The 23,839-nt window shown below is 67.6% G+C and carries 24 protein-coding genes; 14 read left to right on the forward strand and 10 right to left on the reverse strand.

Annotated elements, in window-relative coordinates; genetic code table 11:
* Positions 1-15: 15 nt before the first annotated feature.
* The 9 genes from AB0L70_RS09620 (at position 16) to AB0L70_RS09660 (ending at position 7,852) form a co-directional block, all read left to right on the forward strand.
* Positions 16-309: a hypothetical protein gene (locus AB0L70_RS09620; RefSeq protein ID WP_363681951.1), complete on the forward strand. Its 294-nt coding sequence runs from the start codon at positions 16-18 to the stop codon at positions 307-309.
* 12 nt (positions 310-321) lie between these two features.
* Positions 322-1,089, forward strand: coding sequence for an alpha/beta fold hydrolase (locus AB0L70_RS09625; RefSeq protein WP_363681953.1), 768 nt, complete (start codon positions 322-324; stop codon positions 1,087-1,089).
* Positions 1,090-1,172: 83 nt separating this feature from the next.
* Complete coding sequence (locus AB0L70_RS09630; RefSeq protein WP_363681955.1) at positions 1,173-2,267, forward strand: DUF1343 domain-containing protein; 1,095 nt, start codon at positions 1,173-1,175, stop codon at positions 2,265-2,267.
* A complete protein-coding gene (locus tag AB0L70_RS09635) occupies positions 2,267-3,217 on the forward strand; it encodes a GNAT family N-acetyltransferase (RefSeq protein WP_363681957.1) in 951 nt (316 codons plus the stop codon). The genes AB0L70_RS09630 and AB0L70_RS09635 overlap by 1 nt, the downstream gene beginning before the upstream one ends.
* Complete coding sequence (locus AB0L70_RS09640) at positions 3,218-4,510, forward strand: extracellular solute-binding protein (protein ID WP_363681959.1); 1,293 nt, start codon at positions 3,218-3,220, stop codon at positions 4,508-4,510.
* Positions 4,507-5,445, forward strand: a complete 939-nt coding sequence (locus AB0L70_RS09645) for a sugar ABC transporter permease (protein WP_363681961.1) — start codon at positions 4,507-4,509, stop codon at positions 5,443-5,445. The genes AB0L70_RS09640 and AB0L70_RS09645 overlap by 4 nt, the downstream gene beginning before the upstream one ends.
* On the forward strand, positions 5,442-6,320 hold the full coding sequence (locus AB0L70_RS09650; RefSeq protein WP_363681963.1) for a carbohydrate ABC transporter permease: 879 nt from the start codon (positions 5,442-5,444) through the stop codon (positions 6,318-6,320). Before AB0L70_RS09645 ends, AB0L70_RS09650 begins: the two co-directional genes overlap by 4 nt.
* 10 nt (positions 6,321-6,330) lie before the next feature.
* Complete coding sequence (locus AB0L70_RS09655; protein ID WP_363681965.1) at positions 6,331-7,023, forward strand: PIG-L deacetylase family protein; 693 nt, start codon at positions 6,331-6,333, stop codon at positions 7,021-7,023.
* A gap of 55 nt (positions 7,024-7,078) precedes the next feature.
* On the forward strand, positions 7,079-7,852 hold the full coding sequence (locus AB0L70_RS09660) for a hypothetical protein (RefSeq protein WP_363681967.1): 774 nt from the start codon (positions 7,079-7,081) through the stop codon (positions 7,850-7,852).
* Between the two features lie 8 nt (positions 7,853-7,860).
* Here the strand turns inward: AB0L70_RS09660 and AB0L70_RS09665 are convergent, their stop codons facing one another.
* The 7 genes from AB0L70_RS09665 to mce all read right to left on the reverse strand — a co-directional run bounded on the left by AB0L70_RS09665 (position 7,861) and on the right by mce (position 17,268).
* Positions 7,861-8,370, reverse strand: coding sequence for a hypothetical protein (locus AB0L70_RS09665; protein WP_363681969.1), 510 nt, complete (start codon positions 8,368-8,370; stop codon positions 7,861-7,863).
* 414 nt (positions 8,371-8,784) lie between these two features.
* Complete coding sequence (locus AB0L70_RS09670; protein ID WP_363681971.1) at positions 8,785-10,713, reverse strand: DUF222 domain-containing protein; 1,929 nt, start codon at positions 10,711-10,713, stop codon at positions 8,785-8,787.
* A 91-nt stretch (positions 10,714-10,804) separates the two neighbouring features.
* Positions 10,805-12,178: an AI-2E family transporter gene (locus AB0L70_RS09675; RefSeq protein WP_363681973.1), complete on the reverse strand. Its 1,374-nt coding sequence runs from the start codon at positions 12,176-12,178 to the stop codon at positions 10,805-10,807.
* Positions 12,175-14,292, reverse strand: a complete 2,118-nt coding sequence (locus AB0L70_RS09680) for a hypothetical protein (RefSeq protein WP_363681975.1) — start codon at positions 14,290-14,292, stop codon at positions 12,175-12,177. Before AB0L70_RS09680 ends, AB0L70_RS09675 begins: the two co-directional genes overlap by 4 nt.
* Before the next feature lie 93 nt (positions 14,293-14,385).
* The gene (ccrA, locus tag AB0L70_RS09685; RefSeq protein ID WP_363681978.1) at positions 14,386-15,717 is read right to left on the reverse strand and encodes a crotonyl-CoA carboxylase/reductase; all 1,332 of its coding nucleotides are present in this window, start codon (positions 15,715-15,717) and stop codon (positions 14,386-14,388) included.
* Positions 15,718-15,863: 146 nt separating this feature from the next.
* The gene (locus tag AB0L70_RS09690) at positions 15,864-16,757 is read right to left on the reverse strand and encodes a sensor histidine kinase (RefSeq protein ID WP_363681980.1); all 894 of its coding nucleotides are present in this window, start codon (positions 16,755-16,757) and stop codon (positions 15,864-15,866) included.
* Between the two features lie 79 nt (positions 16,758-16,836).
* Complete coding sequence (gene mce, locus AB0L70_RS09695) at positions 16,837-17,268, reverse strand: methylmalonyl-CoA epimerase (protein ID WP_363681982.1); 432 nt, start codon at positions 17,266-17,268, stop codon at positions 16,837-16,839.
* Positions 17,269-17,371: 103 nt separating this feature from the next.
* Between mce and AB0L70_RS09700 the strand changes: the two genes are divergently transcribed.
* From AB0L70_RS09700 to AB0L70_RS09715, 4 genes are all read left to right on the forward strand, one after another.
* Positions 17,372-18,571 (forward strand): acetyl-CoA C-acetyltransferase, encoded by a 1,200-nt coding sequence (locus AB0L70_RS09700; protein ID WP_363681984.1) that lies wholly within the window; start codon positions 17,372-17,374, stop codon positions 18,569-18,571.
* A complete protein-coding gene (meaB, locus tag AB0L70_RS09705) occupies positions 18,572-19,528 on the forward strand; it encodes a methylmalonyl Co-A mutase-associated GTPase MeaB (protein WP_363681986.1) in 957 nt (318 codons plus the stop codon).
* A 278-nt stretch (positions 19,529-19,806) separates the two neighbouring features.
* Positions 19,807-19,965, forward strand: coding sequence for a hypothetical protein (locus AB0L70_RS09710; protein ID WP_363681988.1), 159 nt, complete (start codon positions 19,807-19,809; stop codon positions 19,963-19,965).
* A 98-nt stretch (positions 19,966-20,063) separates the two neighbouring features.
* On the forward strand, positions 20,064-20,777 hold the full coding sequence (locus AB0L70_RS09715) for a PH domain-containing protein (protein WP_363681990.1): 714 nt from the start codon (positions 20,064-20,066) through the stop codon (positions 20,775-20,777).
* On the opposite strand, the gene AB0L70_RS09720 is transcribed toward AB0L70_RS09715, so the two are convergent.
* The 3 genes from AB0L70_RS09720 to AB0L70_RS09730 all read right to left on the reverse strand — a co-directional run bounded on the left by AB0L70_RS09720 (position 20,774) and on the right by AB0L70_RS09730 (position 23,158).
* The gene (locus tag AB0L70_RS09720; RefSeq protein ID WP_363681992.1) at positions 20,774-21,991 is read right to left on the reverse strand and encodes a DUF6596 domain-containing protein; all 1,218 of its coding nucleotides are present in this window, start codon (positions 21,989-21,991) and stop codon (positions 20,774-20,776) included. The two genes, AB0L70_RS09715 and AB0L70_RS09720, sit on opposite strands and share 4 nt — an antisense overlap.
* Positions 21,991-22,338 (reverse strand): YciI family protein, encoded by a 348-nt coding sequence (locus tag AB0L70_RS09725; RefSeq protein WP_363681994.1) that lies wholly within the window; start codon positions 22,336-22,338, stop codon positions 21,991-21,993. The genes AB0L70_RS09720 and AB0L70_RS09725 overlap by 1 nt, the downstream gene beginning before the upstream one ends.
* Before the next feature lie 73 nt (positions 22,339-22,411).
* Entirely contained in the window at positions 22,412-23,158 is a 747-nt protein-coding gene (locus AB0L70_RS09730; protein ID WP_363681996.1) for a maleylpyruvate isomerase family mycothiol-dependent enzyme, read from the reverse strand.
* Positions 23,159-23,219: 61 nt separating this feature from the next.
* On the opposite strand from AB0L70_RS09730, the gene AB0L70_RS09735 reads away from it, so the two are divergent.
* The gene (locus AB0L70_RS09735) at positions 23,220-23,723 is read left to right on the forward strand and encodes a MarR family transcriptional regulator (RefSeq protein WP_363681998.1); all 504 of its coding nucleotides are present in this window, start codon (positions 23,220-23,222) and stop codon (positions 23,721-23,723) included.
* Positions 23,724-23,839: the final 116 nt, after the last annotated feature.

Raw genomic sequence — 23,839 nt, forward strand, 5'->3', positions numbered from 1 at the left:
TAGCCTGGAAGGGCTATGTCGCGCAGAAGACCTTCCAAGTGGCAGCGGCCGGTCGGCGACCGGCCCCGGCTCGGTGGTAACCAGTCGCGCGAGGAGCGGTCCGACGGCGAGTGGAACGTCCGCCGCGTGTCCGGCTCCGCGTCGTCGAAGCCGTACCGCTGCCCCGGCTGCGACCAGCAGATCCGGCCCGCGACGCCGCATGTCGTCGTCTGGCCGGACAACCCCAGCCTGCTCGCCGCGCTCGGCGGCGCCCAGTCCCTCGACGAGCGACGCCACTGGCACACCGCCTGCTGGCAACGCCGCCGCTGAAAGGTTTGCCTGATGAAGCTTCCGGTGACGTCGTACGGCGCGACTGGTACGCCGGTCGTGGTCATGCACGGGCTGTTCGGCTCCGGCCGCAACTGGATGACCGCGGCCCGGCGGCTCTCCGGCCAGCACCGGGTCTTCGCGTTCGACCTGCGCAACCACGGCACGTCGCCGCACACGGACACGATGAGCTACCCGGAGATGGCCGACGACGTCCGCGAGACGATCGAGTCGCTCGGGGTCGGGCCGGTCGCGCTGGTCGGTCACTCGATGGGCGGCAAGACCGCGATGCTGACCGCGCTGCAGTACCCGGCCGTGGTCGAGCGACTGGTGGTCGTCGATGCCGCGCCAGTTGCCTACCCGCCGGCCTTCGTCGAGTACGCGCAGGCAATGCGGACCGCTGATCTCTCCTCGATTGCCCGGCGTGCCGACGTCGACGCGCAGTTGGTTGCCGCCGTCCCCAATCCCGGCACCCGCGCCTTCCTCCTACAGAACCTCATCCTCGATGCCGACGGCGCCCGCTGGCGGCCGAACCTCCCGGTCATCGAGGCTGCTCTCCCGGCCATCTCCGGCTGGCCGTCCGGCCTCGAAGGCCGGCAGTACGACGGCCCGACGCTCTTCGTCTACGGCGGCAAGTCCGACTACGTCCAGCAGGACCATCGCGCGACGATCGCGACGTACTTCCCGCACGTCCAGTACGCCGAGGTCGCCGAAGCCGGCCACTGGGTCCACGCCGAGCGCCTCGACGACTTCCTCGCCGTGCTGACGCCGTTCCTGCCCTGAGCACTCGCCATTGTCTCATTCAGGAAAACGTTTGTCCGTAATCCATTGACCTTCATCGGAGCACGTCGGTAAGTTTTCCACCCATGGCGGTGCGGACTGGCGTGGAGCGATTGATCGCAGAGCCGGGGCTTGTGGGCGACGGCCGGCTCGGGTTGATCACTAATTTCACCGGCGTCCTGCCGGACCTCACGCCGGCCTCGGTCGGACTTCTCGACGCGGGTCTGCAGTTGACCGCGCTGTTCGGACCCGAGCACGGCCTTCGCGGTACTGCACAAGCCGGCGCGAGTGAGGCCGAGGGCGTCGACCCGGACACCGAGCTGCCGGTCTTCGACACGTATCGCCGTAAGGGCCGTGAGCTCGACGACCTGTTCTCCGGTGTCGACGCGCTGCTCTTCGACATCCAGGACATCGGGACGCGGTTCTACACCTACATCTGGACGATGTACGACTGCCAGCAGGCGGCTGCCCGCCTCGGCAAGCCGTTCATCGTCCTCGACCGGCCGAACCCACTGGGCGGCGTACGCGTCGAAGGGCCGGTGCTCGAGCCGGGCTTCGAGAGCTTCGTGGGTCGCGCGCCGATCCCGCTCCGGCATGGTCTGACCATCGGTGAGCTCGCACTTCAGTTGGGCACGGCAACGGTTGTCGAGATGGAGGGGTGGACCCGCGCCGGCGCGGTCGGGGTGCCCTGGGTGCCTCCGTCGCCGAACATGCCGACGCGCGACACCGCCCTCGTTTACCCGGGCACCGGCCTCTTCGAGGGCACCAATCTCAGCGAGGGCCGCGGTACGACGCGGCCGTTCGAGACGATCGGGGCGCCGTACGTCGACGACCGGTTCATCCCGGCGCTGGGGGAGTTGCCGGGCGTCGTGTTCCGGCGTACCTGGTTCGAGCCGGTCTTCAGCAAGTACGCGGGTCAGGCGGTGTCCGGCGTACAGCTGCACGTGGTTGACCAGTCGGTTTACGAGCCGGTCCGCACTGCCTTGGTGATGCTGCGGACACTGCGGGAGCTCTATCCGGACGACTTCGGTCTGCTCCCGTCGCTCGACAAGTTGTGGGGTTCGGACTCACTCCGCAAGGCGCTCGAGGCGGGCGACGATCCGCTGGATCTCTTGCCTGCGGCAACCACGCCGGCGGGCTGGGTGCGGCCCGGCGTACTGCTCTATGACGGGAGCTTGTGATGATTCGCTCGTTCGAGGTCGGCGATGGTCCCCGGCTGGCGGAGGTGTGGACCGCGGCGGCGCCGACGGATCCGATCGGCTATCAGCGCTTCCGGGACCTGTTCCTGCTCGACCGCAACTTCGACGCCGCCGGCCTCAAGGTCGCGATCGTCGACGATCAGATTGTCGGTGCCGCGTACGCCGTACGACGTCTGATCGCCGTCGACTCCGACGACCTGGAACCGGCGAGCGGCTGGATCCCGTTCTTCTTCGTGCACCCGGCCCACCGGGGTCGCGGACTCGGCCGGGAATTGTTGACCGCGGCAATGGATTGGCTGCGTTCGTGCGGACGGTCCGAGGTCTTCTTCTCGTCGTACACACCGAACTACTTCCTCCCCGGACTCGACACCGACCGGTATCCGGCGGCCGCGCGACTGCTCCCGGACCTCGGCTTCCAGCGCCAGTACGACGCGGTCGCGATGGACCGGAGCCTGGTCGGGTACGAGATCCCGGCCGAGGTGCGGGACCGGATCCAGGCTTTGACGGCCGAGGGCTACACCTTCGGCACACCGACCGGCGACGAGCTGACGTCGCTGATCACGATCGCCGGTGACGACTTCAACCCGGACTGGGCCCGCGCGATCCGCGAGGCCGTCGTCGCGGGGATGCCCGTGGATCGCATCGTGGTGGCCCGTGATCCGGGCCGCGGGATCCTCGGCTGGGCGATGCACGGCACCTACGAGGGTGTGATCGATCGCTTCGGGCCGTTCGGCGTCCTGCCCGCGTCGCGTGGCACCGGGCTCGGCAAGGTGCTGCTGCACCTGACGCTCGAGCGGATGGTTGCCCTCGGCGCGCACAGTGCCTGGTTCCTGTGGACCGGCGAGCAGTCGGCGGCCGGGCAGCTCTATCTCAAGACGGGGTTCAGCATCACCCGCACATTCACCATCCTCCGGGCGAAGGTAGGGGATTAAATGCGCATCTCACGTGGACTCCGACTGGCTGTGGTAGCGAGCTTGCTGGCGACCGCCGCGGCCTGCGGTGGCGGCAGCGGCTCGGGCAGTGGCTCGGGCAGTGGCGACGGCAAGGTCCAGCTCACGCTGCTGAGCCACTACAGCGACGGGCCGTCGAAGGACGGGCTCGACAAGATGATCACCGAGTGGAACAAGGACAACCCGAACATCCAGGTCAAGGCAGAGGTCGTCAAGTTCGACGACCTGCTGACGACGCTGACGGTCCGGCAGACCGGTGGCCGCGGTGCGGACATCGTCAGTGCGTACGGCCTGTGGGGCGGGCAGCTCCAGAAGGCCAACGTCGTGGCGAAGGTGCCGGACGACATCGCCAAGAAGATCAAGGCCGACTACAGCCCGGCTGCGCAGGGCGCGGTCACCACCGGCGACATGTTGCTCGGGTACCCGACCGAGCTGAACACCTACGTGCTCTTCTACAACAAGAAGATCCTCGCCGCGGCGGGCATCACCAAGCCGCCGACCACCTGGGCCGAGCTCGCGGACGCGGCTCGCAAGACGGTCAAGCGGGACAGTAAGGGCAACATCCAGGTCGAGGGCCTGAGCCTGATCCAGGACGGCGACAACAAGTCCGTACACCCGTTCCTGTCCCTGCTTGACTCGGCCGGTGGCACCTTCCTCGGTCCGGACGGCGCACCCCAGTTCGACACCCCGGAAGGCAAGGCGGCGCTGAAGTTCGAGGGCGATCTCGCGGCCGCGAAGGCGTCCAACACCTCGATCTCGCCGACCAAGCAGTTCCGCAGCGGTGGCGTCGCGATGGCGATCCAGGCCGGCTGGTGGATCGGCAGCCTGAAGACCCAGATGAAGGACAAGTACTCCTCCGACGTCGGGGTGACCGCGATCCCCGGACCGACCGCGGGGAGCAAGGGGTCGCTGGCGTACGGGTTCTTCATGGGCGTGAACCAGCGCAGCAAGCACGCCGACGAGGCCTGGAAGTTCCTCAGCTGGCTCAACGAGCACAAGACGGACGGCGGCGTCACCGCAACCGGCAAGTGGCTGGCCGACCAGGGACTGATCCCGCCCCGTACGGCGGACCAGGCGACGTACCGGAAGTCGTTGACCGACCCGAACCTGACCCCGATCTACGACGCGACGACGTACGCGATGCCGGAACCGAACCAGCCGGGGGCGTACGAGGCGAAGACCGCGCTGCACAACGCGATCATGACGGTCCTTGCTGATGGCAAGAATCCGGACGACGCGCTGGCGCAAGCGGCCAAGGCCGTCAAACCGCAATGACGACCCTCGTCAGCCGGGCAGGTGCCGTCGCGGCGCCGGCCCGGCAGACCGGTCGGCTGCATCGGGAGGGACGGGCGGCGTACCTGTTCCTCACGCCGGTGCTGCTGTTCTTCTGCGTGTTCCTGATCCTGCCGTTCATCTTCGCGATCGTGCTGGCGTTCTCGAACTGGGGCGGGTTCGACCTGGGCACGATCCAGTGGGCCGGGGTCGGGAACTTCCGCGAGGTACTGAGCTTCGACGGGTCCTTCGTCAAGCCGATCCTGGTGAACACGTTGCTGTTCGCCTTCGGGTCGGTGCTGCTGGCAACCTTCGGATCCGTGCTGGTTGCCTACTGCATCGATCGGCTGTCGTTCCAGGGCTTCTGGCGGGTGCTGTACTTCCTGCCGGTGGTCGCAACGGTGGTGGCTATCGGCAACGTCTGGAAGATGATGTACCAGCCGGCCGGGCTGATCAACGGCGTACTGAACAAGCTCGGCGTCAACAGTGTCGGGTTCCTGTCGGATGCGTCGTACGCCCTGCCTTCCGTGACAGTCGTCCACGCCTGGGCTTCGATCGGTGGTGCCGTACTGATCCTGACCGCTGGTTTGAAGGCGATCCCGGAGATGTACTACGAGGCCGCCGAGGTGGACGGGGCCGGGGCGTGGCACATGTTCTGGTCGATCACGTTGCCGTTGCTGCGGCCGGCGCTGTTGTTCGTGCTGATCACGCAGTTCATCGGTGGGCTGCAGTCCTTCGCGTTGATCATCGTGATGACCGGTGACGGCGGGCCGGTCAACGCGACGAACGTGGCGGCGTTCGAGATGTACCAGCGGGCGTTCAAGTTCGGCGCCTGGGGGACGGCGAGTGCGATGGCGATGGTGCTGTTCGTGATCATCCTGGTGATCACGTTGCTGCAGCTGTGGATCGCTCGCCGGCGCGGAGAGGAGACCTCGTGAAGCGTCGTCGTGGCGGGTTCCCCTGGTTCGCGTACCTGATCGTCATCATCGGCGGCGTCGCGATGGTGATGCCGTTCCTCGACATGGTGATGAGCTCGTTCAAGGGTCCGGGCGAGTACGGCGTGATTCCGTACAAGCTCTTCCCGAAGTCCTTCAGCTTCGACAACTATCGCTCGGCGTTCTCGCAGCTGGAGCTCGTGCGGTTGTTCCGGAACAGCGTGATCGTCACGATCAGCGTGACGGTGTCGGTGCTGGTGACGTCGTCGATGGCCGGGTACGCGCTGGCGAAGCTGCGGTTCCGCGGGCGGGCGGTGATCTTCCGGTTCATCCTGGCGACGATGATGTTGCCGCCGTTCCTGCTGCTGATCCCGACGTTCCTGATCATGCTGAACTGGCCGTTGGCCGGCGGCAACGACATCCTCGGCCGGGGCGGCGACGGTGGTCTCACCACCAGCCTGGTCGCGCTGATCCTGCCGTTCGCGGTCAGCGGGTTCGGGATCTTCCTGATGCGCCAGTTCATGGTCTCGCTGCCGGACGAGATGCTCGAGGCGGCCAAGATCGACGGCGCGAACCAGTGGCAGACGTGGCGGTTGATCGTGCTCCCGCAGACCAAGCCGGTGGCGATCACGCTCGGCCTGATCACGTTCATCGGGACGTGGAACGAGTACATCTGGACGCTGCTGATCTCGTCCTCGGATCCCGATCTGCAGACCCTTCCGGTCGGCATCCAGTTGCTGCAGAGCTTCCTCGATCCCGACCGCACCATGCCGATCGTGATGGCCGGCCTGGTGATCAGCACCTTGCCGGTGCTCGTCGTGTTCCTGCTGTTCCAGAAGTACTACGTCCGCGGCGTCGTACTGAGTGGCCTGAAGTGAGGAGACCGTTGTGACCAGAACAGTGCTCGCCGTCGGAGCGCACATCGGCGACATGGACCTGACCGCCGGTCCCACCCTGGCCAAGCTGGTGCTGGAGGGGGCCAGCGTGACGATCGTCGCGCTGACGCCGGGGGAGCGCGGTCACCCGCGGCTGACGCCGGCCGAGTACAAGAAGCAGAAGATCGCCGAGGGCGAGGCGTTCGCGACCGCGATCGGCGCCGACTTCATGGTCTTCGACCAGAGCGACGGCTTCCTCGCCGACACCGACGAGGTCGCGCTCGAGCTGGCCACGGTCATCCGCGAGAAGCAACCGGACACGCTCATCACCCACTGGAAGCACTCGATCCACAGCGACCACGAGAACGCCGCCCGGCTGACCGAACGCGCCCGCTTCCTGGCCGGCCTCCCGATGGACCACGAGCTGCCGAGACACGGCGTACGAACGTTCCTCCACGCCGAGAACTGGGAGGACATGGAAGGCTTCCAGCCCACCCAGTACGTCCCCATCCCCGACGAGGCCTTCTACCGCTGGATCTCCGCTATCCGCCACCAGGCCTTCGCCCGCGGCGAAACGTACGGCTTCCGCTACATCGACTACTACACAGCCCTCATGACCACCCGAGGCTGCCTAGCCGGCTACCCCCGAGCCTGCGCCTTCCACGCCAACCCAACCCCCGAAGTAACCAAACTCGCCGGACCCTAGCTCGCTTGCGTGCGGCGCGCGTAGCCTCGCATGAAGGGGGCGGGGTGATGCACGGATGACTGCGGTTCTGCTGTCTACGTTGACTCTTGTGGTCGGGGCGGTGGTGTCCGGGGTTCTTACGTATCTCGGCACCAGGAGCAAGATGGTGGTGGACTACGACGCCGACCTCCGGAGCAGACGCGTCACGGCGTACGCCGATCTCTGGGCGAGACTCGAACCGCTCGCGAAGTACGCCGCGGAGTCGTCGTTCTCCGAGACCGAGGCGAAGAACCTCGCCACCAGCCTTCGAGTCTGGTACTTCCAGAAGGGCGGGCTCTTCCTCTCCCAGGACACGCGAGCCGACTACTTCGCGCTGCAGAACCTGTTGATGCTCCTGGGCGGGGGTTGGGGTTGGTCGACGTCGGAGAGGGCCCAGCTGACCCCGGCCGCTCGGGAGCACGTTCGAACGTATGGCAGTCGGCTGCGTTCGAGCCTGACCCGCGACGTGGGCACGCGCTCCAGGCCGAGAGTGCGGGGCGATGCCGAGCCGGTAGACCGCGCGCTGGCCGGCGTGTATGAACGCGACGACGGGCAGCGACTAAAACTGGACTTTGCTCCGCGCATCCTCGGCGGTACGCGCCGGATCTCCCTCACCGCACTCGGCACAGACCCGAGACCGGTCAAAGTACAGGACTGGTCTCCGGCGCAGCTGACGATTCGGGCTGTTCTCACAGACCCGGCCGGACGTCGTCGCGACCGCGTACTGCTGATCGAAGCCGGACAGCTCGTCGAAGGACCCTCACCTGACGAGCACGCCCCGGCCCGAGCTGCACTGTGGAAGCGCGTCTAGCGCTGTTGCTAGAGCCAGCCGGCTTTGGTTAGGGCCTCTTGGGCTATGGCTGGGAGGGGACGGTTGGTGGTGTCGACTGTGAACGTGGTGGGAGAGTGTTCCAGGGATTTGGCCAGGTGGAGGGCTCGGGCGATTAGGGGCTCTTGGGAGGTGCCGTGTTCGCGTTGGGTGACTCGGTGGCGGAGGGTGCTGGGGGTGGCGGTCAGGCGGCAGATTTGGAAGGTGGCGTTGGGGATTGCTTGGCGGTACGGGGTTAGGTCTGCTTCGGTTTCGATGACTCGGGGGAGTACGGCGTGGGTTGCGCCGGCTGCGGCGAAGTTGGACCAGATGGCGGCGAGGTTGCGCATGGCCATCTGGTTGTTGAAGGGATCGCCGTTGCCGAACGGCCAACTGATGCCGAGGGCATCGATGTCGATGACCGCGTGCGGGATGTCCCGCTCACTCAGCTGATCGAACATCTCGTGCGCCACGGACGTCTTGCCCACGCCGACCGGCCCACTGATAATCAAGACCTGCACGGGCGGGGCATGTCCGTCAGCTGGGACTTCATCGGCCGCTTGGCCGTGATGATCCATAGGGTGCTCCTTCCGGGTCGTCCAGCCAGGCCACATAATCGGACGGGCCGATGCCGAGGTGGCTTGGTCCACGGCAGCCACTGCAGCCACGGCACGAGCTCGCCTGAACTCCCCTGAACTCGCGCGGACGGGGTAGCCGAGGTCGCGCCGGACGATCGCGCGCCGCTATCACCGGCTGTGGACTACGTATTTCCGCCCGAGCGCATGCTCCGTTCCGACCGTGAGCTTAGCGGCCCACACCCTCGATGGGCCTCCTGTTTCCGAGGAGCCTCCTGTTCCCAGGCGCCTCCTGGTTCCGATGGGTCTCCTGGCAGGGCGTGATCGTAGCCAGTGGGGTGGCGGGGTCGGTGGCTTGCATCAGGTTGGGCAGTCGGGGTGAGGGCTGGTGATTCGGTGGGTTCCGTTGGGGTCGACGTGGAAGGTGAATCCGTGGGGTGTGGTCCATTCGAGGGTTTTATGGTCGATTCGGTGGACTGACCAGCCGTGGGCGTGGGTCTTGACTCGGTGGCTGAGACGACCGAGGGGCGCGAGGTTGGCGGTGTTGGTTTGGCCAGGTGGGCCGAGGGGGTCGTACGGCTGGATGTGGTCGAGGTCGATGGCTTGGTGGGATTCTCGGGTGCCGTAGGGGAAGAGTTCGACTGGGTGGGTGAGCTTGGTGCGTTCGCGGATGCGGTCGGGGGTTTCGTAGGCGTCGACGCTGATGGCGTCGTTCAGGTCGATGATCGGCTTGACGGTGTAGGGGCCGTGGCCGATGAGTTCAGTGAGTTGGTCGGCGAGGAGGGGGCCGATGGCTTCGGCGCGGAGTACGCCGGTGCCGGTGGCAAGGGTGTGGTCGGTGAGGTGGATGTAGAGCTCGGTCTGCCCGGGGCGTAGTTGTCCGCCTGTGCCGCCCGCGCCGCCTGTGCGGATGGTGCCAGTGCCAGTGTTCGCGCGTTTGGTGTGTGCCGTGTGTTTGATATGGGCGAGGCGAGTGTGGAGAGCTCGTTGGGCGGCTGCATCCATGGGCTCGCCGTCGTCGGGTTCGAAGCACATGCCGGGATCGAATGACTCGGCTGGCGTCGGGCCGGGGTTGTCGAGTGGGTCGGGGAGGTCGACCTCGCTGGGGTGGGGCGCGTCGCGGTCAGCCTCATCGTACGGTCCAGACTCGTCGTACTGGCCAGGTTCGTCGTACGAGCTGGGCTCGACGTGCGGGGTCCGTGCGTCGTGATTCGTCCAGTCGGTGAGCAGCTCGTCGTCGTTCGAATGGATCGTTCGCGGTGCCCTGGTGATGGCACGACTGCGCGGGACCTCACGCGCAGCAGCATGATCGATGTCGGGGTTGACGGCCGGTGCGGGGTCTGGGGCGGGTGGGTTGGTGCGGAGGTGGTGTTGGGCTTGGGTTAGTAGTTCTTGGGTGTAGGGGGAGTCGGCGATGATGCCGACGGCGTCGGCGCGGCGGGATTGTGTTGAGCGGGTGTCGCCGAAGATTTTGAGGGCGTCGGCGATGCTGTTGATGGTGGCGTTGAAGCGGATGGCGTGGCCGGATCCGGTGCGGATGTAGATGGTTTTGTTGCCGTGTTCGTCGGAGCGGCCGAGGTGGACGCCGCGTTCGCGCTTCTTCTGCTCAGCTTTGGCGCGGGCTGTTTCGGGGTCGGCGTGGGCCTGGGCGGCGGTGACGATGTTCTCAAGGCGTTGTGGGGTGACGGTGTCGACGCAGCGGGCGAGGCGTTCGTCGATGGTGACGGCGGATTCTTCGCTGAGATCGTGGCAGGCGGTGGCGATCTTGCGGGCGCGCCAGGGTGTGGCGGTGCCGTCTTGGACCTTGGCCCAGATCCGGGGGAACCGATGTTGCAGTGCCTGGGCCTGGCCTATATAGGCGGCGGCCGCATACGTCGACATCCCGAGGACGGCGCCGAATTCGGCCGGGGCGAACTCGGCGATCTCGGGACAGCCGTCACCACCGAGAACGACCCCACGCTCACGGCCATCGGCATCGCGACGGCCGGGGCAGCGTGGAGAGCTGTCGGGGTGGTTGCGGTCGGCAAATATCTGGGCATGAGCGAGGAGGCGGGCTTCGAGCCGGTTGATCTCGGCCCGGTGTTCGGCGGCCGACTCCAGTAGGTCGGTCGTCGACAGCGCGGTAAGTTCCTCTTCGAACATGTGTTCTATTCTAGGTCCCATCATGATCTTCGCCAAATCGGAACCCCACCGAAATCCCTTATCCACAAGGGGAAAGGTCACATCGAGCGGCCGCGCCTTTTGCTGTAAGAGTCCATCGCCATCGTGGTCCTGCGAGGGATGGGCCAAAGCTCAGCTGTCGAGCAGAAGCTGTGGCGAGCAGGACGCAAAACAGCGCCGCGTGGGGTAGTCCCACGCGGCGCTGCTGTGTGAAGAGAATTTAGGAAGCGTCGGCTTTGCGGACCCAGACTTCCCGGATGATGAGGAGGATGGCGGCGGCGGAGGGGATGGCTAGGAGGGCGCCGACCACGCCAAGGAGGGCACCGCCCAGGAGGGCGGCGATGACGGTGACGGCGCCGGGGATGTCCACGGCCCGGCGCATGATGCGGGGGGCTACGACGTAGTTCTCGATCTGCTGGTAGATGATGCCGTAGATCAGGCAGGCGACTCCGGTCCAGAGACCGGAGGTGAAGCCGATCAGGGCGACAACCACGACGCCGATCAGGCCGCCGACCATCGGGATGAAGTCGCAGAACATCACCACGATCGCCAGCGCCACGGCGTACTCCCGCAGGCCGATGATCTCCAGGAAGATGAACATCAGTACGCCGGCGCAGAGGGCGACCATGAACTGGCCGCTGACGTAACCGCCGACGCGGGTCAGGACCTCGTCGCCGAGGATCGAGACGCGGGTACGGCGGGTGCGCGGGACCAGGCTGTACGCCGCCCGCTTCACCGACGGCAGCGACGCCAGGAAGTACAGCGTCAGGATCAGGATCGTGAACGTGTTGAACAGGGCACCGGCCACCACCTTGCCGACGCCGAGGATGCCGCCGAACGCCCGCTGGGCCAGGGCCGGATCCTGGATGTACTCCTGGGCCTTCTGGATGTAGTGGTACCGGTTGTCGAGTTCCTTGAGCGACTTCGACTTCTGCAGCAGGTCGAGCCAGTCGGGCGCGTTCTTGATCAGGCTGTTGATCTGGTCGGAGACGACCGGGACGATCGCGAAGCCGACGCCGGCGACCGCCAGGATCATCAGCAGGAACACCACGCCGACCGACAGGCCGCGCTTCATGCCGCGGCGCATGAACCACTCGACCAGCGGGTTCAGGCCGACGGCGATGAACATCGAGACCAGCAGCAGGATGAGGACCGAGCGGGCCTGGCCGAGCGCGTTCCACAGTCCCCAGGCGACGAGTACGCCGAGAGCCGCGAAGAAACCGAACATGAACGGGCTCGACCGCCGCAGCGGCGCACCGGGTACGCCCATGCCGACGTCCGGGTGCCGCTCCTCGATCAGGAGTTCGTCGGCGATGTTGTCCTCGTCGGCGGCCGCCTTGTGGACAGCCGCCTTCGCGTCGTCCGCCGACTCCTCGGCTTCGTCGGCCGAGTCGTCGGCCTTGTGGGCAGCCGTCTTCGCCTCGTCGGCCGAGTCATCGGCCTCTTCGGCGGATTCACCGGCCTGTTCGGCGGCGTCTTCGCTCTTGTCGGCGGCTGCCTGAGCTTTCGCGGCGGCGGTTTTGGCTTCCTCTGCGGCTTCGGCGATCTCCTCGCCGGGCTCCGCTGTGGAGGTTTCGTCGCCGGGTGGTGTCACGTCGTTTTGTCCTTCGGGGATCGCGAGCCGGACTTCTTGGCCTCGTCGGTCTTCTTGTCCGTGGCCGAACCGTTCGATTCCGCCGAGACAGGAGTCTGCTCGTTCGCGAGGTCATCGAGGCGCAACTCGTCGATCCTGGTCGAGTCCACCGGGTCGTCGTCATCCTCGTCGGCGTCGGCGTCGGCGTCGGCGTCGGCGTCGGCGTCCGCGGAGTCGGAGTCGGTCGAGGCTGAGGGAGAGTCGGTGGGATCGGCGGGTCCGCCGGCGGTCTTGCTGGCGAGGTCGTCGGCGTCCTTAGGGTCGACCCGCAGGCCGGTGTCGATCCGGGTCTCGTCGACCCGCGCGTCGCCCGCGCCGAGCCCGACGAACGGGCTCGCACCGGTGAACGGACCGATCTCGTCGTCGTCCGACTCATCCTCCGCGAAGGACGAGGAACCCGCCGGGCTCGCAGGCGCGAAGGGGCTGCCGGACCGAGCTCCGGAGGGCGTCACACCCTCAGGCTCCGTGAACGGGTTGTCCGTGGCGGCCGTACCCCGCGGCTCCCCGAACGGACTCGGCGACTGCCCACCCGACCCGAAACCGCCCGATCCAGCACCACCCGATCCCGGACTTCCCGAGCCGAAACCACCCGAAGCAGGACCCCCTGAAGCAGCTCCACTCGAGGCAAAATCCGATCCAGGACCGTCGGAGACGAGACCACCGGAAGCGGCACTACTCGAGCCAGGTCCACCGGAGGCGAAACCGCCCGAGCCAGGTCCACCCGAGCCGAAGCCATCCGAAGCGGCACTGTCCGAAGCGAAACCGCCCGAAGCGGGACCACTCGAGGCAGGACCACCTGAGGCGGGGCCAGTCGACGTGGGGCCGGCGGGGGCCGGGGACTCCGGGGGTGTCGTGAGGGAGCCGCTGGACCAGCCGCCGCCGGAGGCTGCCCCGGAGTACGAGTCGTTGCCGGATGCACCGTGTGGCTCGGTGAACGAGCTGCCCGGCCCGTCCAACGAGCTGGGTGCCTGCGTGGCAGGAGCCTCGGACCGGGCGAACGGGCTCACGTACGGCGGTGCCGCCGTCTCGGAGTCCAGCTCCGCGGCCTGGCGGGCGATGTTGCTGGCGATCTCGTTCAGCCCGGCGATCTGGGTGAGGATGCCGTCGCGGCGTTTGGCCAGGCGCTCGGTCTCGCGGGCGACGATCGTCCGCGACCGCTCGGCCTCGTCGGCGGCGTTCGCGAGCTCGGAGTCGGAGCGCGTCCGGGCGGTGGTGAGCAACTGCTCTGCCTCCCGCCGCGCCCGCGAGATCGTCCGCTCAGCGGACTCCTCCGCCTCGGCGCGGATCTTCCGGGCCTGCTCGGTCGCCTCGGCGACCCGCCGCTCGGAGGCCTCCGCGGCCTCCTTCATCTGGGTGGTCAGGTTCTCGGTGTCGGCGGCGATCTGCTGGTGCTTGTCGGCCAGCTCCTTCGCCTGCTGCTCCCGCTCGTCCGCCAGCCGCGCCCGCAGTGCAGCGGACTCACGCTGGATCGCGGTCCGGATCTTCTCCGCCTCGTGCAGCGCGCCGTTCTTCAGCGTGCTCGCCTGCGACTCGGCGGTCAGCTGCAGCGTCTCCGCCTTGCGCCGGGCAGCGGCCAGCACCTCGGCCGACTCGGTCTCGGCAGTACGGCGAACCTCGGCCGCGTCACCCTCGGCCGTCCGACGCATGCTGTCCGCCTCGTTCAGCGCGACGGAGCGAATGTCCTCGGCCTCACGATCACCGGTCGCCCGCGCGGAGGCAGCCTCCTTGGCCGCGTTCGCGCGCAGCTCGTCGGCCTCCCGACGGGCCTCCTCGAGCGCCTCGGACGCCTGGTCCTGGGCGAGCCGGAGGATCTGTGCGGCCCGGTCGCCGAGTCCGGCGTACGACGGGTTCGCACTGGCCTCGAGCTGGCGCCGGGTCTCGTCGAGCTGGCGCTGCATCGGGGCCGTACTTGCTTGGAGCTGATCGGCGCGGCCGCGGGCCTCGACGAGTTGCATTTCCAGCGCGCGGACATAGTCGTCCACGGCCTGCTTGTCGTACCCGCGACGGCTGACCGGGAAGCCCCCGGCCGCGGTCGCCGTACGGTCGAAGAACGGCAGGCTCGACTCGTCAGGCATTCCCGAGATTCCCTTCTGGCGGCTCAGCGTGAATCCCCCACCTTAAGCCTGTCAGAACACGGGCGAAACCAGCCAATCGGGCCCTGGGGACAACTACCTGTTCCGGAAGCGATTAATCGCCTCCGCATGCTGTTCCCGCAGCTCGGTGTTCTTAACCCCGAGCCCCTCGGTGGGCGCGAGTGTCAGTACGCCGACCTTGCCCTGGTGCAGGTTGCGATGGACGTCGTACGCCGCCTGCGCGGTGTCCTCGAGTGGGTAGACCTTGCTGACGGTGGGATGAACCATGCCCTTGGCAATGAGCCGGTTCGCCTCCCAGGCCTCGCGGTAGTTGGCGAAGTGTGAGCCGATGATTCGCTTGAGGTTCATCCACAGGTAGCGGTTGTCGTACTCGTGCATGAACCCCGAGGTCGACGCGCACGTCACGATCGTCCCGCCACGCCGGGCCACGTACACCGACGCACCGAACGTCTCCCGGCCCGGATGCTCGAACACGATGTCCGGATCGTCGCCGCCGGTCAGCTCCCGGATCCGTGCCCCGAACCGCTTCCACTCCTTCTGATCCTGCGTCACCGGGTCCTTCCAGAACTTGTACCCCTCGGCCGACCGGTCGATGATCAGCGAGGCCCCCATCGCCCGGCAGATCTCCGCCTTCTCCGGCGACGACACCACGCAGACCGGGATCGCCCCGCCGTTCAGCGCGAACTGCGTCGCGTAGGAACCCAGCCCGCCGGACGCGCCCCAGACCAGTACGACGTCGCCCTGCTTCATGTTCGCGCCGTTCGCCGAGACCAGCTGCCGGTACGCCGTACTGTTCACCAACCCGGGCGAGGCAGCCTCCTCCCAGGTGAGGTGGGCCGGCTTCGGCATCAGCTGGTTCGACTTCACCAGCGCGAGCTCGGCGAGGCCGCCGAAGTTCGTCTCGAAACCCCAGATCCGCTGCTCGGAGTCGAGCATCGTGTCGTTGTGCCCGTCCGGGGACTCCAGCTCGACCGACAGACAGTGCGCGACCACCTCGTCGCCCGGCTTCCACGCGTTCACGCCGGGCCCGGTCCGCAGTACGACACCGGCCAGGTCGGAGCCGACCACGTGGTACGGCAGGTCGTGGCGGGCGGTCAGCGGCGACAACTTCCCGTACCGCTTCAGGAAGGAGAAGGTCGAGACCGGCTCGAAGATCGACGTCCAGACGGTGTTGTAGTTGATCGCGCTCGCCATCACCGCGACCAGCGCCTCACCCGGCCCGAGCTCGGGCGTCGGCACGTCGTCCAGGTGCAGACTCTTGCGCGGATCCTTCTCCTTGCTCTCCAGACCCTCGAACATGCCCGCGTCGTCGGCGTGCACGGTGATCCCGCGATAGTGCTCCGGTACGTCGAGCTCACCGACGGCCGCGGTGTCACCGGCGAGAATCGCATCGAGGATCTGCTTCACGTCATACCTCCTGCTACGGCGGTCAGTGTGAGCGGAACTTACCGTCGAGTATGCACGTGACGCTGTGCCCTGTAACACAGCGAGCGACCGGTGAGACCACCATCACTTTTCCAGTCCACCGTTGTCAGTGGTCTTATCGGGTCAGCTCAGCGCAGGCGGGTGTGCAACCGGACCTGGGTGACGTCGTCGCCGGATCGCAGCTGGACCAGATCGCACAGCTGGTTCGCCAGCCAGACGCCCCGGCCGCCGAATCCGTCCAGGGGTGGCAGCACGCGTCCGACCAGGAGGTCGTCGATCCGGCCGCGGTCGGCCACGTCGCAGATCAACGCGCCGTCCGCGACCCACACGGCCAGCGTCCCGCTGCCGCCGCCGAACCGGATGCTGTTCGTGCAGATCTCGTGCAGCGCGAGCGCCAGGTCGTCCAGCCGGTCCCGCGAAACGCCGTACGACGCAGCCTGTCCGTTCACCCAAACCCGCACGTGCCCGAGATCGGCCAGCCTGAACTCGAGTCGCTCGGCGCGATCCGGTACGTCGGGCAGCGGCGTACGGAATGTCTTGTCCGCAAGGGCTTCCGCGCCGGAGTGGGTTGCCGTCGGGTCGATGCCGACGGACGCCTCATAGGCGCACAGCAGCTGGAACGAGTGGTCGTCGGCGAACGCGATGCCGGTGAGCGCCTCGTGCAGTACGACCTCGTCGTACTCGGCGGAACTCCGGCCGGCGAACGCGGCTTCGGTGAGTCCGCGGACCGGGCCGTGTCCGAGCTGTTCGCGCCAGAGCGGGATCAGCCGCGCAGGGTTGCCCCCGGCAACAGACATATCGATAAAACGCACCTGGTCGTGGGCCGGACCGAGTCGCTCGCGGAGTACCGCGAGCCGGTCAGGTGGCAATACAGCCACGATCTTTTCCCCCGCCGCCAGACCCTCGTGCACAAATGAGGCCGCGCGTCGCACGAACCCTTCGTCCGACGTGTAGACGAAGGCATCGTGCTGGAACCCGGCCGGCACCCCGTGCAGAGAATCGGTGGCGCTGTCCTTCAGCACTCGATCAGAGTAGTCCGCCCGGACCAAGCCAGCAGTCCGATTACGCGCGCCGTCACACCCTGTCGGCGAGCCGTAACACTCAGGCCGTCGGAGCAGGCGGTTCGACGAGTTCGACGAGGACTCCGCCGGCCGATTTCGGGTGGATGAAGTTCACGCGCGATCCACCGGTGCCGCGCTTCGGGGTGTCGTACAGGAGTTGCGCGCCGCGCTCACTCAAGGTCGCGGAGACGGCTTCGATGTCGCGGACCCGGTAGGCGAGCTGCTGGATTCCCGGGCCGCGCTGGTCCAGGAACTTCGCGATCGGCGACGCGTCCGACAGCGGCGCGAGCAGCTGGATCGACGAGCCCGAGTCGCCCACCGAGAGCATCGCCTCGCGGACGCCCTGCTCCTCGTTGATCTCTTCGTGCGCGACCGTCATGCCGAACACCTCGGCGTAATGACGGACCGCCTCGTCGAAGTCGGCGACGGCGATGCCGACGTGGTCGATCGCCTCGAAAAGGTGCCCATCCATGCTGTCAGCCTAGGGGTCCGAGCCCGCGATCCGCGGCCCGTGTGACCCGATCAACAGCGCTCGACCCGGGTCGTACCAGTGTCCCCGCAGGTATCGTGACCACATGTCTGACACCCGGAACCAATCCGTCATCGTCGCCGGCGCACGCACCCCGATCGGGCGGCTGCTGGGCGGTCTCAAGGGCTTCACCGGCGCCGAGCTCGGTGGGTTCGCGATCAAGGGTGCGCTGGAGAAGGCCGGGGTCGCACCGGACCAGGTCGAGTACGTGATCATGGGCCAGGTGCTGCAGGCCGGCGGCGGTCAGATCACCGCCCGCCAGGCCGCGGCCAAGGGCGGCATCCCGATGAGCGTCCCGGCCATCACGATCAACAAGGTCTGCCTGTCCGGCCTGAACGCGATCGCGCTCGCCGACCAGCTGATCCGCGCCGGTGAGTACGACGTCGTCGTGGCCGGCGGGATGGAGTCGATGACGAACGCGCCGCACCTGCTGCCGAAGTCCCGCGAGGGCTTCAAGTACGGCGATGTGACGATGGTGGACTCGATGGCGTTCGACGGGTTGTGGGACGCGTTCACCGACCAGGCGATGGGTGCGCTGACCGACCAGGCCAACAACACCGGCCTCAAGCTGACCCGCGAGGAGCAGGACGAGTTCAGCGCCCGCTCGCACCAGAACGCCGCGGCTGCCTGGAAGAACGGCGTGTTCGCCGACGAGGTGATCCCGGTCGAGGTGCCGCAGCGCAAGGGCGACCCGATCGTGGTCGACAGCGACGAAGGCATCCGCGGTGACACGTCGGTCGAGTCGCTGGCGAAGCTGCGGCCGGCGTTCGGCAAGGACGGCACGATCACGGCCGGTTCGGCCTCGCAGATCTCCGACGGCGGTTGTGCGGTCGTCGTGATGAGCAAGGGGAAGGCCGAGGAGCTCGGGCTGACCTGGATCGCTGAGATCGGCGCGCACGGCTCGGTCGCCGGGCCGGACTCGACGCTGCAGAGCCAGCCGGCCAACGCGATCGTCAAGGCTTGTCAGAAGGAGGGCATCGAGCCGAGCGCCCTCGACCTGATCGAGATCAACGAGGCCTTTGCCACGGTCGGGATCGCGTCCACCCGTGAGCTCGGCGTCGACGCCGAGAAGGTCAACGTGAACGGCGGCGCGATCGCGCTCGGCCACCCGATCGGCATGTCCGGCGCCCGCCTGGTGCTGCACCTCGCGCTGGAGCTGAAGCGTCGCGGCGGCGGCGTCGGTGCCGCGGCTTTGTGTGGAGGCGGCGGTCAGGGTGACGCGCTGATCGTCCGCGTAGCCAACTAGATGCCACGTCGCACCGCACCTGTCGGTGAGCTGGTCGAGCGGGCCCGGGAGGGTGACTCCCGGGCGGTCGCTCGGCTGATCTCGCTGGTCGAGGACGAGTCCCCGCTGCTGCGTGAGGTGATGGCCGCGCTCTCGCCGCACGCCGGGCACGCGCACATCGTCGGCATCACGGGTTCGCCGGGCGTTGGCAAGTCCACGTCGACGTCGGCGCTGGTTTCGGCGTACCGGGAGACCGGGAAGCGGGTCGGCGTACTCGCGGTGGACCCGTCGTCGCCGTTCTCCGGTGGAGCGTTGCTGGGGGACCGGGTGCGGATGCAGGATCACGCCACCGATACCGGGGTGTTCATCCGGTCGATGGCGTCGCGCGGGCATCTCGGCGGGCTGGCGTGGACCACGCCGCAGGCGTTGCGGGTGCTGGATGCGGCCGGTTTCGACGTCGTGCTCGTGGAGACGGTCGGCGTCGGTCAGTCCGAGGTCGAGATCGCCGGTATGGCGGACACGACGCTCATCCTGCTCGCGCCCGGGATGGGGGACGGGATCCAGGCGGCCAAGGCCGGCATCCTCGAGGTCGGCGACATTTACGTTGTGAACAAGGCGGATCGCGACGGCGTCCAGAACGTCACCCGTGACCTGCGGGCGATGCTCGCGCTGGCCGAACGGTCCGAGGGCGCCTGGTCGCCGCCGATCCTGAAGACGGTTGCCTCACGCAATGAAGGGGTCGCCGAGGTGGTCGCGGCGATCGACGAACGACTGGACTGGATGCGGGCGAACGGCGTACTGACCGAGCGGCGGCGGAGCCGGGCCCGGGACGAGATCGAGGCGATCGCGATGACCGCGCTGCGGTCCCGGTTCGCGCACCTGCACGGTGACGCCCGGCTGGACGTGCTGGCGGCGAAGGTCGCCGACGGGGGCACCGATCCGTATTCGGCCGCGGACGAATTGATCGCCGCCTTGTGACACTCGACCACGTAGTGTCACATCGTGTCGTTGCTTTTCGTTCATCGAATGTTGTGCCGAATTCGGGCAAATGCGGGATGATTTACGGTCGGTGGCACGATCGGCGTCTCACGGCGGCGCGCCGATGGGTGCCATGCCCCCGAATCCGTTACAGAATGGACCTTGTAGCTGGTGACCATTGTGCGATGGGCTGTGTTCAGTCAGTGACAATTGGTGACAGTCCGTGATACAAATTCAAACACAGTCGACCGAGTGCAAGCGATACGAGGAGTGGTGACATGCCGAAGAAGCTGTTGATCTGGTCGGTCATCGCCTTTGCCGGCTTCTATCTGTTCACTCAGCCGACGAACGCGGCCGATGCGGTAGGCGGAGCGTTCTCCGCCGTCGGCGACGCGTTCGGGAGTGTGATCACGTTCCTGACCGCGCTGTTCAACTGATCTGCTGCCAAAGTGTCCCGTGACGAGCGATCGTGCGGGACACTTGGCTGTACGGGGTCACACAGCAGCGCGACAGGGCGTGACAGGGGAGTGAGTGGATGGCCGGAATAGGCCTGTTCCGGATCTTCGACCCGAAGGTCCGGCGCCATCTGATCTCGGACGAGGGCGAAGTCGTCATCGACGAGGTGCGGCACCACTGGGTGGTGTTCACCGTGCCCGTGCTCGAGGTCATCCTGGCCACCGCCCTGCTGTTCGCGCTCGTCACGACCAACATCGGCGGCGCCCAGGTGCTGCTGGTCATCGTGCTGGTGCTGCTCGCGCACGCCTTCTGGCAGTTCCTGACCCAGCATCGAGACCGATTCGTGGTCACGAACATGCGAGTCATGCGGATCCGGGGTGTCTTCTCCCAGACCGTGGCGACCACCCCGATCGCCCGAATCCTGGACATCACGCTGCAGAAACCGATCGTCGGTCGGCTCTTCGGCTACGGCCACTTCGTCTTCGAGTCGGCCGCGCAGGACCAGGGCTTCCGTGAGATCAAGTGGGTCAGCCGTCCGGACGACCGCGACCTGACCATCCAACGGGTCATCCAGCGCACCGGTCTGCGTGCGTCGGCGAGCGTTGACGTCGTGCAGGGCGACGACGACTCCGATGACGACGGCACCGGACCGATCGGGATGGACTCCGCCCAGGAGGTCGCCACGACCACCTCGGCGCCGAACACCAGCCATGCCCGTCCGGCCCCGACGTCCTCGGGTCCGCGGTCGATCTTCAACAGCGACCGCGGCAACTGGACCGAGGACCCCGACTAACCCTCGGCGTACTGCTGGAAGAGGGCGCGGCGGCGCTCCCGATAGGCACGCTCCGGGTGGTTCGCCGCAGCGGTTGTCAGGGCTTCGTCGAGTTCCGCGACCGCCTCGGCATAGCGGGACTGTCGGGCCAACAGCTCTGCACGGATGGCGTGCCAGCGAGGACTCCGGGGTACGGCGTCCAGCAACGCCACCGCCGACGTCAGGTCGCCGGTCTCGGCGGTCGCGACGACCTGGCCGAGCTGGGCTGCCGGACTGGGCGCGACGGCCAGGAGGAGGCCGTACAGGCGGACGATCTCCGTCCAGTCGGTCGTGGCGTAGCTCGATACGCGGGCGTGTTCGGCGGCGATGGCGGCCTGCAGCTGGTACGCGTCCGCCTGGCGCTGTGAGCGCTCGAGTGAGTCGTTGAGCAGGGCGATACCGCGGGCAATCAGCTCGGCGTCCCAGCGGGTCCGGTCCTGCTGGCCGAGCGTGACCACCTCGCCGGCCGCGTCGACCCGGGCGGGTCGGCGGGCTTCGGTCAGGAGCAGGAGGGCGAGGATCGCGGTCGGCGTCGGCTGATCGGGCAGCAGGCGGTGCAGCAGCTCGCCGAGCCGGATCCCCTCCGCGCAGAGATCCACGTCGTACGCCGTTTCGCCTTCAACGGGAGCGTGGCCCGCGGTGTAGAGGCTGTGGATCACCGCGCAGACCGCTGGGAGGCGGTCCGGGAGTTCGTCGTCGGGCGGTACGCGGTACGGAATCCGGGCGGCGGCGATCTTCTGCCGGGCGCGGGTCAGGCGTTTGGTGGTCGCGACCTCGGTGGTGAGGAGTACGCCGGCGATCTGGGCAGGGGAGAGGCCGCACAGCGTTCGCAGGGCGAGCGCGACCCGGGTCGGCGGTGAGAGGGTCGGGTGGCAGCAGGTGAATATGAGCCGGAGCAGGTCGGTCTCGACGGGCTGGGTGAGCTCGATCAGCTCGGACGCGTCCCGCTCCTTGCCGACCCGGGCCTGCTCCCGGCGGATGATGTCGATCGCCTTGCGGCGGGCGGTGACCGTGAGCCAGGCCCGGGGCTCGGGCGGTACGCCGGTGACCGGCCAGGCGCCGAGGGCCGCCAGGGCTGCCTCCTGGACGGCGTCCTCGGCCAGCTGGACGTCGCCGACGGTCCGGATCAGGGTCGCGAGGATGCGGGTCCCCTCGATCCGGATCGTCTCGGCGACCGCGTCGTACTGCTGAGCCACTACCTGGCCAGGATCACCGGGCGGACCTCGACCGCACCGTTCCACGCGGCCGGGAGCTGGGCCGCGATCTTGACGGCCTCCTCCAGGTCCTCGGCGTCGATCAGGTAATACCCGGTCAGCGCTTCCTTGGTCTCGGCGTACGGTCCGTCCGTCGTGACGACCGGTCCGCCGCGAGCGCCCTCGACCCGGACGACGGTCGCCGTCGAGGTCTGGTGCAGGACCGCGCTCGCCTTGATCTGCTCGGCGTTGTCGAGAGCGAACTGCCGGTACTCGGCGAGTTCGCCCGCCTGCTCAGGCGCAAACCAGTCCACGTCCGCGGTGTAGGTCAGTGCAAGGTACTGCGGCATCGGAGCCCTCCTTCTGCTGAGACCACTGTGGTCTCTCGGGAAGGGAACGAACAGCGAGACCCGCGAAAGGACATCAGGTCGTGCATTCGGCCAATCGCCCGCGGAACGCCCGTACGACGTCCTCGTCGCCGGCAATCTGGATCGCGTCGTCGGCGACCCGGCCCCAGAGCCACAGGAAAACCGGAGTGGGATCACCGAAGATCTCGGCCGCGGCGTCACCCTCGGCGCCCTGCGTGATCTCGACACTCGTGCCGTCCAAGCGGATCGTCCAGGACCGCCCGGCGGCGGTGATGCGGACAGTCGCGTCGACCGGGTGCTCGGTGTCGCCCTCTTCCCACCACGGCCCGCCGAGGGTCGGGTAGAGCAGCTCGTCGATCCCGTCGAGCGCCAGCTCGGCCTCGATCGGCGTGACGATGTCGTAGGCCTGCTCGACGTCGATCCGGTGGATGACACTCTCGTGAGCCATCCGCCGGTACCAGAACCCGGAGGTCGAGTCGCGCGGGCTGAACGTCCACGTCTCGGCTGCGGTCCCGACCTTCTCCAGCGCGGCCACGATCGCCGCCCGGGCCTCGTCGAACCACTCGAGCGTCTCCCGCCCGCTGAAGTCCGGCGGCCAGTCCGTGGGCCGCGCGCCGAGCCGCAACACCTCGATCTTGTGGTCATACACCTGGGCCACATGGCGCAGTACTGAATCCACTGTCCATCCCGGACAGCTCGGCACGGCGGGCTCCAGGCCCATCCGGCCGACCTCACCCAGTCGCGCGGCCTCAGCCTGCACGTGCGCCAGATAGAACCCGGCTTGCTCCGTCGACAACGTCATACCGGGACCCTCCCAGACGGCACGGACACTTTGGTACCGGTCGGCGGGCTAATCTTCGCGCATGGCGAGGAAGAGGGCGTTGCCGTTCGACCCCATCGAAGAGGCTTCGCGGCAGTGGGGCCGGCGGTGGGGTGCGGTCGAGCAGATGCGAGCCGTCACGTCGCTGATGCGCGCCCAGCAGATCGTCATCGGTGAACTGGACGACATCCTGCGCAAGCACGGGCTGACGTTCGCCCGCTTCGAGGCGCTGGTGCTGCTCACGTTCTCCCGCCGCGGCTCGCTGCCGCTGGGCAAGATGGGCGAGCGGCTGCAGGTCCATCCCACCTCGGTGACCTCGATCGTACGGCGGCTCGAGGCGGCCGGCCTGGTCACGCGGACCCCGCACCCCGACGACGGCCGAGCGATCCTGTGCGAGATCACGCCGGCGGGGCGGGAGCTGGTCGAGCGGGCCACGAACGACCTGGTCGCGGCCGATTTCGCGCTCAGCGGCCTGACCGACGAGCAGCTCAAGATGCTCTGGTCGGTGCTCGAACCGCTCCGGCACAACGCCGGCGACTTCAGCTGACGTCCACCCGAATCCGGCCCGGCCACGTGTTACGGCCACGCTAAAAGTTCATTTCGTACTGAAACTTCCGTAGCTTCCCTATTGCCAGACAGACTCGTGGGCCCGAACATCGAGAG

It is taken from the genome of Kribbella sp. NPDC051952, assembly GCF_040680855.1.
Classification (GTDB): Bacteria; Actinomycetota; Actinomycetes; order Propionibacteriales; family Kribbellaceae; genus Kribbella.

Excerpts from the sequence above, each read along its gene's own strand:
- AB0L70_RS09680 (WP_363681975.1), bottom strand. The coding sequence starts at position 14,292 with ATGCCTGACGAGTCGAGCCTGCCGTTCTTCGACCGTACGGCGACCGCG.
- AB0L70_RS09620 (WP_363681951.1), top strand. The coding sequence starts at position 16 with ATGTCGCGCAGAAGACCTTCCAAGTGGCAGCGGCCGGTCGGCGACCGG.
- AB0L70_RS09725 (WP_363681994.1), bottom strand. The coding sequence starts at position 22,338 with ATGCCGCAGTACCTTGCACTGACCTACACCGCGGACGTGGACTGGTTT.
- AB0L70_RS09640 (WP_363681959.1), top strand. The coding sequence starts at position 3,218 with ATGCGCATCTCACGTGGACTCCGACTGGCTGTGGTAGCGAGCTTGCTG.
- AB0L70_RS09625 (WP_363681953.1), top strand. The coding sequence starts at position 322 with ATGAAGCTTCCGGTGACGTCGTACGGCGCGACTGGTACGCCGGTCGTG.
- AB0L70_RS09715 (WP_363681990.1), top strand. The coding sequence starts at position 20,064 with ATGGCCGGAATAGGCCTGTTCCGGATCTTCGACCCGAAGGTCCGGCGC.
- AB0L70_RS09735 (WP_363681998.1), top strand. The coding sequence starts at position 23,220 with ATGGCGAGGAAGAGGGCGTTGCCGTTCGACCCCATCGAAGAGGCTTCG.
- AB0L70_RS09730 (WP_363681996.1), bottom strand. The coding sequence starts at position 23,158 with ATGACGTTGTCGACGGAGCAAGCCGGGTTCTATCTGGCGCACGTGCAG.
- AB0L70_RS09635 (WP_363681957.1), top strand. The coding sequence starts at position 2,267 with ATGATTCGCTCGTTCGAGGTCGGCGATGGTCCCCGGCTGGCGGAGGTG.
- mce (WP_363681982.1), bottom strand. The coding sequence starts at position 17,268 with ATGGATGGGCACCTTTTCGAGGCGATCGACCACGTCGGCATCGCCGTC.
- AB0L70_RS09645 (WP_363681961.1), top strand. The coding sequence starts at position 4,507 with ATGACGACCCTCGTCAGCCGGGCAGGTGCCGTCGCGGCGCCGGCCCGG.
- AB0L70_RS09630 (WP_363681955.1), top strand. The coding sequence starts at position 1,173 with ATGGCGGTGCGGACTGGCGTGGAGCGATTGATCGCAGAGCCGGGGCTT.
- AB0L70_RS09700 (WP_363681984.1), top strand. The coding sequence starts at position 17,372 with ATGTCTGACACCCGGAACCAATCCGTCATCGTCGCCGGCGCACGCACC.
- AB0L70_RS09660 (WP_363681967.1), top strand. The coding sequence starts at position 7,079 with ATGACTGCGGTTCTGCTGTCTACGTTGACTCTTGTGGTCGGGGCGGTG.
- AB0L70_RS09710 (WP_363681988.1), top strand. The coding sequence starts at position 19,807 with ATGCCGAAGAAGCTGTTGATCTGGTCGGTCATCGCCTTTGCCGGCTTC.
- meaB (WP_363681986.1), top strand. The coding sequence starts at position 18,572 with ATGCCACGTCGCACCGCACCTGTCGGTGAGCTGGTCGAGCGGGCCCGG.